10 protein-coding genes are annotated in these 8,917 nt (G+C 37.5%); all 10 read right to left on the bottom strand.

The features are described 5' to 3' along the window. Positions 1-711, bottom strand: a 711-nt coding sequence (locus D6734_09010) for an ABC transporter permease (GenBank protein ID RMF93922.1), incomplete at its 3' end; no start/stop codon positions are given. A 6-nt stretch (positions 712-717) separates the two neighbouring features. Then, entirely contained in the window at positions 718-1,656 is a 939-nt protein-coding gene (locus D6734_09005) for an ATP-binding cassette domain-containing protein (protein ID RMF93921.1), read from the bottom strand. Between the two features lie 137 nt (positions 1,657-1,793). Beyond that, complete coding sequence (gene dnaJ, locus D6734_09000) at positions 1,794-2,915, bottom strand: molecular chaperone DnaJ (protein ID RMF93920.1); 1,122 nt, start codon at positions 2,913-2,915, stop codon at positions 1,794-1,796. Positions 2,916-2,941: 26 nt separating this feature from the next. Continuing rightward, a complete protein-coding gene (locus tag D6734_08995; GenBank protein ID RMF93919.1) occupies positions 2,942-3,301 on the bottom strand; it encodes a hypothetical protein in 360 nt (119 codons plus the stop codon). Beyond that, the gene (locus D6734_08990; GenBank protein ID RMF93918.1) at positions 3,291-3,953 is read right to left on the bottom strand and encodes a nucleotide exchange factor GrpE; all 663 of its coding nucleotides are present in this window, start codon (positions 3,951-3,953) and stop codon (positions 3,291-3,293) included. Before D6734_08990 ends, D6734_08995 begins: the two co-directional genes overlap by 11 nt. Positions 3,954-4,017: 64 nt before the next feature. Continuing rightward, positions 4,018-4,575, bottom strand: coding sequence for a nucleotide exchange factor GrpE (locus D6734_08985; protein RMF93917.1), 558 nt, complete (start codon positions 4,573-4,575; stop codon positions 4,018-4,020). Between the two features lie 12 nt (positions 4,576-4,587). Beyond that, a complete protein-coding gene (dnaJ, locus tag D6734_08980) occupies positions 4,588-5,706 on the bottom strand; it encodes a molecular chaperone DnaJ (protein RMF93916.1) in 1,119 nt (372 codons plus the stop codon). Between the two features lie 166 nt (positions 5,707-5,872). Beyond that, positions 5,873-6,325, bottom strand: a complete 453-nt coding sequence (locus tag D6734_08975; GenBank protein ID RMF93915.1) for an Hsp20/alpha crystallin family protein — start codon at positions 6,323-6,325, stop codon at positions 5,873-5,875. Positions 6,326-6,348: 23 nt separating this feature from the next. Next, positions 6,349-6,804, bottom strand: a complete 456-nt coding sequence (locus tag D6734_08970) for an Hsp20/alpha crystallin family protein (GenBank protein ID RMF93914.1) — start codon at positions 6,802-6,804, stop codon at positions 6,349-6,351. 22 nt (positions 6,805-6,826) lie between these two features. Beyond that, positions 6,827-8,737, bottom strand: coding sequence for a molecular chaperone DnaK (gene dnaK / locus D6734_08965; protein ID RMF93913.1), 1,911 nt, complete (start codon positions 8,735-8,737; stop codon positions 6,827-6,829). Positions 8,738-8,917 lie beyond the last annotated feature (180 nt).

Genomic DNA, 8,917 nt, shown 5'->3' with positions numbered 1-8,917 from the left:
ATATATTATATCTTTTGAATCCAATACTCCTTTAAGGGCATTATCAAAATGCATATACAAGGAGAAATAAGATATAATTTCTCCAATTTTTCCACCAACATTATTGCCTGTCCATCCTATCAACCAGAAAAAGAGTAGAATCGCAAAACTCAAAGATGCTGAAATTATCTGATTTTCAGTCAAACTCGATGCTAACAGTCCTACTGAAATGAAAGCGGCACCCAAAAGAAAAAGCATTACATAGCCAAATACAGCTGGCGCAACATCAGGATTTCCAAAAATTTTGAGAAAAATAGGAAACTGCAAAGACGAAATGAGCATAATAGCATAAAAAATAAGGCAGGATAGATATTTTCCCATCAAAATCTGAAAGGTAGAAATTGGCGATGTCATAAGTAATTCCATTGTGCCTTGGCGCTTTTCCTCAGAAATTAAACGCATAGAAATGGCTGGAATAAGAAGCAAAAGGATAATGGAAATATTGCTTAGTAATGGAGAAATAATCCATTCATTCATACTTATCTCTAAGCCAAGCTGGGGGTTTTGCGCCTTAACCTGAAGAAACTGCATAATTTTCAGATTAAAAGCTGATAAAAAGTTGAAGAAGATAAAGCCGTTGATAACAATAAAGAGAGCAAGAATTACATATGCAACGGATGAAGTAAAATAGGATTTCATTTCCTTTTTTATAATCGATGCAACAATACTCATATTGAATTATTGCTCCTTTTCTGTTGTTACCAGATTTATAAATATATCCTCCAAGCTGGCTGAAATTCTTTTTATTTCTTTAATGCCATAATTTCGTTCATAGCAGTATCTGGTCAAATCTTCACGAATATCAACATCTCTCTCAGTTTCTATTACAAATCCATTCGAATCATTTTCATCCTTTTTGACTGAAATGATTCCCTTCAAAGCAGAAGCAATCTCATTTTCAAATGAAGTCGGTGGATTGGACAAAAGTACAAATACTTTCTCACAGCCAATGACATTGCGGGAGAGATTTTCCTGTTTATCAGTAGCGGCTATCTTCCCCTTATTGATAATTATAACTTTGTTGCAGGTCATTGTAACTTCAGGCAATATATGAGTGCTTAAAATTATTGTTCTTTCTCCGCCAAGTTCCTTTATCAAACTGCGTATATCGGTAATCTGCTTAGGGTCCAAACCAATCGTGGGCTCATCGAGAATCAATACTTTCGGATCATGAATCAATGCCTGAGCAAGCCCTACTCTCTGCCTGTATCCTTTTGAGAGATTGCCAACGAGTCTTTTTTTCACCTCTTTAATCCCGCATCTTTCAACGACATAATCAAGCCTCTTCTTTAAGTTGTTTCCTGTCAATCCCCTAATCTTTCCTGCGAATTCAAGGTAGGATGTAACTACCATATCTTTATAAACGGGCGGATTTTCAGGAAGATAGCCTATATTTTTTTTAACCTCCATTGGTTGTTTGATTATGTCATAGCCCGCAACGGACGCCTGTCCCGATGTTGGAGGGATAAAACAGGTAAGCATTCGCATTGTCGTTGTTTTACCTGCACCGTTAGGGCCTAAAAAACCGACTATATCGCCTTTTTCTACATGGAAGGAAATATTGTCAACTGCTTTAATTGACCTATAATGTTTTGACAGTCCCTTTACTTCAATCATCCTTTACCTCTTTTCAACATTCTGGAATTATAAACAAAAAAACCTTATTAAATTAAAGTCTTAATTTAATAAGGATACACATTCAACTAAAATACTCGCTATTTTTTGTAATGGGAATTTTGCAAAAAGTCAATAAATCAAAGCCCCTCCTTAAATTCATCCTTGATTCTCTCTATAAAACTCTTTTTTTTCTTGTTGGAATTTGTCCCCTCGATTTCAGCCAAAGAGCGAATCAATTCTTCTTCTTTCTTTGACAGTTTTTTTGGAACTTTGACGAAAAATTCTACTATTTGGTCGCCTCTTCTCTTACTGCCCAAAATTGGCATACCTCTTCCTCTAATCGTAGTCCTGTCTCCATTTTGCGTTCCCCGAGGAACAGTTATTTTCACATTTTCATCATCAATCGTTGGAACTTCTATTTCAGCACCAAGTGCTGCTTGTGGAAAAGAGATGGGAATGCGGCAATAAATATTGTCTTCGTATCTTTTAAAAAATTCGTCTTCCTTCACAAATATAAAAACATAAAGGTCTCCGCTTGGTCCACCTCTATCTCCACCCTCGCCTTCGCCTCTCAATCTAAGTTTAGAGCCTGTATCAACACCGGGAGGTATCTTCACTGAAAGCTTCTTTGTTCTATTGACCTTGCCTCTTCCGGAACATTTTTGACAGGGTTTTTCAATTATAGTACCTTCGCCGCGGCAATGAGGGCAGGTAGTGCTTATACTGAAAAAACCCTGAGAGCGGACTGTCTGTCCGCGTCCTCCGCAGGTTGGACATCTAACAGGGCTTGAACCTGCCGCTGCTCCGCTTCCCCCACAGCTTTGACATGTTGCAAGCACCGCAACCTCAATATCCTTTGTAACACCTTTTGCCGCTTCTCTCAGCGAAATTTCAAGATCATATCTCAAATCAGCGCCGCGCCTTGGTCCTTGCCTTCTCCCTCTCGATGAGGAAAATCCAAAGAAATCTTCAAAGATGTCGCCCAAATTCGAAAAAATATCATCAAATCCGCTAAATCCTTGGAATCCGCTACCTTTCAACCCTTCATATCCATAAGTATCATATATTCTTCTCTTTTCAGGATCGCTCAATACTTCATATGCTTCAGCTGCCTCCTTAAATTTCTCCTCTGCCTCTTTATCTCCCGGATTTCTGTCAGGATGATATTTCATTGCAAGCTTCCGGTAGCTCTTTTTTATCTCATCAGTGGAAGCGTTTCTACCTACATTTAAAATTTTGTAATAATCCTTCTCAGCCAACTTTCATCCTGCCTTTTAAATTACTGTTAACTCACACTATCTTTTTTTTGTGCTAATTCCAACGCCTTTTTGGCAAAAAGTTCTTTGCCCAGCTTTTTGGCATTTTCAGCCAGTAGCTGAGCTTTTTTTCGAATCTCTTCTTCATCCAACACTATTGAAGCTGCCCTTTTAAATATAAAAAAATCGCCATTTTCAATAGAAATGTCAACTAATTGCCTTATCCTCTCTTCATTTTCAGATGCAATAAAAAAATCGAGGGCAGTATCATACATCTCGGCCTCTAAGAACCTCTCTCCATAAGAATTCAAAAGAGCTGGATTTTTGTCTTCACCATAAAGAAGTTTCTGTTTTTCACTATAATCAGGAAATTGATTTTTATTTGCCATTAAATTTGCCTACAATAACTTTTGCCGGTCTTAATACATCGTCATTTATCATATATCCTTTTTCAACTACTTCAATAACCTTATTATCTTCTTCTTTCTTGTCAACTGCAAGGATGTTTAAAGCCTCATGATACTGAGGATTGAATTCCTCGCCCTTAGCATTGATTTCTTTTATACCATTCTTTTCAACCTTTTGTAAAAACTGAGATCTAATCAATTTGATTCCTTCAAGGAAGGAATCGAAATCCTTATTTTTTTCAGCTGCTTCAATACCCCTTTCAAGGTTGTCTAAAACTTCAAGGAAATCTCGCAAAAAAGATGCTTTCCCTTTGAAAACTCTATTTTCGACATCTTTATTCAACCTTATTCTAAATTGTTCTGAATCTGCCTGAAGTTTTCTATATGCCTGAGACAGTTCGAGTAGCTGCTGTTTCTTTTCTTCAATTTCAGATAAAAGTTTTTCAACATAGGTCGGTTTCCTCTTCTCTAATTCCTTCAATACATCATCAGGAATTTCTTCCTCTTTGGTTAAAACAGAAGAGCGCTTGTCAACTACTTTAACCTTTATAGGTGTCCCCCTATCAGTTTTTTCCTCTTTCTCTTTATTATTTTCCTCAATATTTTTATCTTTTTCTATTTCCACCTTTTCCATATGCCCTCACCTGCACAATAATTTTGTTTCATTTACCAAATCAGAATTTTTGAAGTGGATGATATCACTCTGAAACAAATACTTTGACCTTTGCTGGCCTCAATACTTTCCCGTTGAGAAAATATCCTGCCTGTATTTCTTCAGCTATTACTCCATCATTTTCCGAATTGCCTCTTTCAGTCAATACAGCTTCATGAATCTCAGGATTAAATCTCAATCCCTCTGTTTCCATTTTACTAACTCCCTCCTTTTCAAGTAAGGAATCGAGTTGTCTGGAAATAAGATTTATTCCTTCATTAAATTGATTATTATTGTCATTGTCATTCATATGTTCAAGTGCTTTATCAAAATTATCTTTCAACTCCAACACCAAGTTTAATATTTGAATTCTTCCTCTGTTGTAAGAATCTTCCTTTTCTTGATCAATTCTTTTTTTTAAATTTTCATATTCAGCTCTGCTTCTTTTAAGCAAATCTAAATATTCTTCACATTTCTTTTCAGATTCATTCAATTTCTTGAGCAAAGTCTCTTTATCCAATTTTTCATTAGGAAGCTGAACCAATTCTTTTTCTTCCTTATCTCTACTATCTTCACTGTTATTTATAGGTATATGTTTGACCATTTCTATTTACCTTCACATTAAATTTTTTCTTGGATCAAAGTTTGTCAATTTTGAAAAATTTCTGAGCAATTCTTTGGATTCCTCACTCAAATTCTTTGGCACAACGATTTTAACCTCAACAAATTGGTCTCCTCTTACACCGCTTTTAAGACTTGGTACTCCTTTGCCTCGCAGTCTAAATTTTTGTCCTGACTGTGTGCCAGGCGGAATCTTCATTTCAGCTTTACCATCTATTGTTGGAACGGTAATCTTCGCTCCTAAAGCGGCTTCATCTACAGTTATTGGTACAATACAATGCAAATTATCTCCCTTTCTCTCAAAAAATCTATGAGGCCTTACCTTGGTTATTATATATAAATCACCATTTGGACCACCATTGGTTCCCGGTTCTCCTTTTCCTGCAACTCTTACTTTCGAGCCGTTATCTACACCTGCAGGAATCTTGACTGTAATTCTTTCAGTTGTAGGCACTGTGCCTGACCCTCTACAGGTTGTACACACAGATGGATTATAAGTTCCCGTACCATTGCATTGCGTACAAGTTTGCGACATATTGAAAAAACCTCTGCCGATACTTATTTTTCCGCTACCGCCGCATCTTCGGCAAGTTATAGGTGAGGACCCGGGCTTAGTTCCTGTGCCACCGCAAGTTGAACATTTCTTTCTTTTATTTATCTGAAGCTCTGTTTTCAATCCTCGGATTGCATCTTCAAACCCTATTTCCATAGAATATTGAATATCTCTTCCTTTGACTGGTGTATTTCGCCTTCTTCCGGAAGTTGTTCTTTCGCCAAAAATTTCAGAAAATATATCGGAAAAGCCCCCAAAAGATGACGCAAAATCAAATCCTCCGAAACCTGAATTTGCACCTCTACCTGCCGATGAAAATGGGTCAAACCCTTCACCAAATGCCTGATGGCCAAAGGCATCATACTTTTTTCTTTTTTCAGGATCACTTAACACTGAATATGCCTCTGAAATTTCTTTGAATTTGGCTTCTGCAGATTTATCACCGGGATTGACATCAGGATGGTATTTTCGGGCAAGCTTCTTGTAAGCTTTTTTTATTTCACTCTCCGTTGCATTCCTTTTGACACCCAATATTTCATAATAATCTTTCTTGCTTGCCATTTTCCAATCCCGATTACTTTATCATTTTAAATCTGTCAAAAAAGCTCATTCTTTCCTTTCAAAAAGAAGATCATTTCTCATTTAAAAAATTTCAAAAAGGACCATAGTTGATTATTAAATATTATTATTGCAAAAAAAAGCGGGGGATTTTGGACCCCCGCCGGTTTTATCCAACATTGATGGGGATCTTCTTATGCTGTGCCTCTTTCTTCTTGGGCATTGTAACTTTCAGGACACCATCTTTACAAGTTGCTGTAATCTTATCCTGTTCCACTCTTGAAGGGATGCTGAAGGACCTTGAGAATGCTCCATACGCTCTCTCCATTCTGTAGTAATTTTCTTTTTTGGTTTCATTCTCAAGTTTCCTTTCTCCCCTGATGGTAAGGACATTATCCTCAAGTTTGATTTCGATGTCTTTCTCATCTACTTCAGGAAGCTCGGCTTTCAAGACCACACTGTCATCAGTCTCATAAATGTCTACTGCCGGTGTCCAAAGCCCGTCAGTCAAATCCTCATCACCATAGAAGTGTGATCTTGAAAAAACCTCATCAAACAACCTATTCATTCTGTCTTTTATTGAAATCATATCTTTGAAAGGATCCCATTTGACAATAGCCATAGCCAACACCTCCTTTCAAGTGATTATTTTTCAGTGCTAACTTTAATTGTCTTTGCAGATTCGCCTTTTTTCTTCTTCACTTCAATCCTAAGAACACCTTTTTTATAATTTGCTTTTATGTTTTCCAAGTCTGCATAGTCAGGCAATCTGAAGGAGCGAGAGAATTTTCCATAGTGGGATTCAATGATATGATAATCTTTCCCATCCTTTTCTTTCTCAAACTCTCTTTCTCCACTTATTGTCAAAACTTTTCCATCTACCTTGATGTCGATCCTATCAGGAGAGATTCCCGGTGCATCAACCTTCAGTATGATATGCTTTTTATCCTCATAAATATCAACTGAAGGTTTCCAATTACCATTCGAAAAAGGTGTCATCTCACTGAACAATCTTGCAGGTAAGAAGTCTTCATTCAGAAACTCATCAATTCTTTCAGCAATGCTTTTTTCCTTTAAAGGATTCCATAAAGTGATGTTCATAAGACTTCACCTCCTCTTTGTTTTAATTTTTGTCTTCAAATTCAGCATCGACTACATTATCTGCGGCGGAGTCAGTTGCTGATTCGCCTGCTGTTGAACCACTTCCATCTGTTGGGCCCTGAGCTCCAGCTGTTTGCTGAGTTTTCTGATACATAATTTCAGCAAGTTTGTGCGATGATTTTGTAATATCATCTATTGCTTTTTTCATTGTCTCTAAATCATTTGTATTAAGGGCATCTTTTCCCTTTTTAAGTTCATTTTCTATATTGGCAACTTCATCAGCAGGAAGACTGCCCTTGTTTTCGTTCAGCGTTTTTTCTGTCGAATAGATTAATGAATCAAGCTGGTTATGGACATCAACAGTTTCTCTTCTCTTCTTGTCTTCTGCCGCATGGGCTTCAGCATCTTTAACCATTTTGTCGATTTCTTCTTTCGACAGTCCCGAAGAAGAAGTAACTGTGATTTTCTGTTCTTTATTCGTTGCCAAATCTTTTGCTGTAACATGAAGAATTCCATTTGCATCTATATCGAATGTAACTTCAATTTGCGGCACTCCGCGGGGAGCAGGCGGTATTCCCACAAGCTGGAACCTTCCCAATGTTCTATTGTCTCTTGCCATTTCTCTTTCACCTTGAAGCACATGGATTTCCACGCTTGTCTGATTATCTGCCGCAGTTGAGAATATTTCAGATTTTCGTGTAGGAATGGTGGTATTTCTCTCAATCAGTTTTGTCATCACTCCACCTAATGTTTCTATACCAAGTGACAGTGGAGTTACATCAAGAAGAAGCACATCCTTTACATCGCCGCTCAGGACGCCTCCCTGAATAGCAGCGCCAATTGCAACAACTTCATCCGGGTTGACGCCTTTATGAGGCTCTTTTTTGAAAAAGTCCTTCACCAACTGCTGAACTTTGGGAATTCTAGTTGAACCTCCAACCAATACTACTTCATCAATTTGTTCAGGTGATAAACCTGCATCATCGAGGGCGCGTCTGCATGGTTCAAGAGTCCTCCTTACTATATCATCTATCATCTTCTCAAACTGAGATCTTGAAAGTTTAATATTGAGATGTTTAGGACCTGATGCATCGGCTGTGATAAATGGTAGATTGATTTCCGTCTCAGAAACACTTGAAAGTTCAATCTTTGCTTTTTCAGCGGCTTCTTTCAAGCGCTGCATTGCCATTGGGTCTTTACTCAAATCTATTCCCTGATCTTTTTTAAATTCTTCTACAAGCCAATCAATCAATTTCTGGTCAATATCATCTCCGCCAAGATGGGTATCACCATTTGTAGATTTAACTTCAACTACACCTTCACCTACTTCAAGAATCGAGATATCGAATGTTCCTCCACCAAAGTCGAAAACAGCGATTGTTTCATCCTTCTTCTTATCAAGTCCATAGGCAAGGGCAGCTGCTGTCGGCTCATTGATAATTCTTTTGACATCGAGCCCTGCTATTTTTCCTGCATCCTTTGTTGCCTGTCTTTGGCTGTCATTAAAATATGCAGGAACTGTTATCACTGCTTCTGTTACTTTTTCGCCAAGATAATCCTCTGCTGCGCTTTTTAGTTTCTGTAAAATCATTGCGGATATTTCAGGAGGCGAGTATTTTTTGCCTGATATATTAACCCTAACATCATTGCCAGCTTCCTCAACCTTATAGGGGACCATTTTTATTTCTTCCTGCACCTCGTTGAAGCGCCGCCCCATAAATCGCTTGATTGAATAGACAGTATTCGTCGGATTTGTAACGGCTTGCCTTTTTGCGATTTGTCCAACCAATCGCTCACCCTCTTTAGTGAATGCAACAACAGATGGTGTTGTCCTGTTGCCTTCCGCATTTGGAATAACAGTTACATCTCCACCTTCCATTACTGCTACAACAGAGTTTGTAGTTCCTAAATCGATGCCAATGATTTTTCCCATTTTTACGCCTCCTAAATTTTTTTATTTTTTATTGATCTAAGCTTTCTTTTTTCCTTTCCAGATTTTCCTTTCGCCTATAATTTAATATTTAATTTCGTCATTGTCAAGAATATCTAAAAAATTTTTTTTAGATTTTTTTAAAAAAAATTTTTTATTTGAGTAATCAAAGGAATCGTCTTT

This window comes from Candidatus Schekmanbacteria bacterium, assembly GCA_003695725.1.
In the GTDB taxonomy this organism is placed as follows: Bacteria; Schekmanbacteria; GWA2-38-11; order GWA2-38-11; family J061; genus J061.
The sequence above is the reverse complement of the archived record's forward strand: the minus strand, read 5'-3'. Positions and strand labels throughout refer to the sequence as shown.

Coding starts and splice junctions, on each gene's coding strand:
- D6734_08985 (RMF93917.1), bottom strand. CDS start 4,575: ATGGTCAAACATATACCTATAAATAACAGTGAAGATAGTAGAGATAAG.
- D6734_09005 (RMF93921.1), bottom strand. CDS start 1,656: ATGATTGAAGTAAAGGGACTGTCAAAACATTATAGGTCAATTAAAGCA.
- dnaK (RMF93913.1), bottom strand. CDS start 8,737: ATGGGAAAAATCATTGGCATCGATTTAGGAACTACAAACTCTGTTGTA.
- D6734_08975 (RMF93915.1), bottom strand. CDS start 6,325: ATGGCTATTGTCAAATGGGATCCTTTCAAAGATATGATTTCAATAAAA.
- D6734_08970 (RMF93914.1), bottom strand. CDS start 6,804: ATGAACATCACTTTATGGAATCCTTTAAAGGAAAAAAGCATTGCTGAA.
- D6734_08990 (RMF93918.1), bottom strand. CDS start 3,953: ATGGAAAAGGTGGAAATAGAAAAAGATAAAAATATTGAGGAAAATAAT.
- D6734_08995 (RMF93919.1), bottom strand. CDS start 3,301: ATGGCAAATAAAAATCAATTTCCTGATTATAGTGAAAAACAGAAACTT.
- dnaJ (RMF93916.1), bottom strand. CDS start 5,706: ATGGCAAGCAAGAAAGATTATTATGAAATATTGGGTGTCAAAAGGAAT.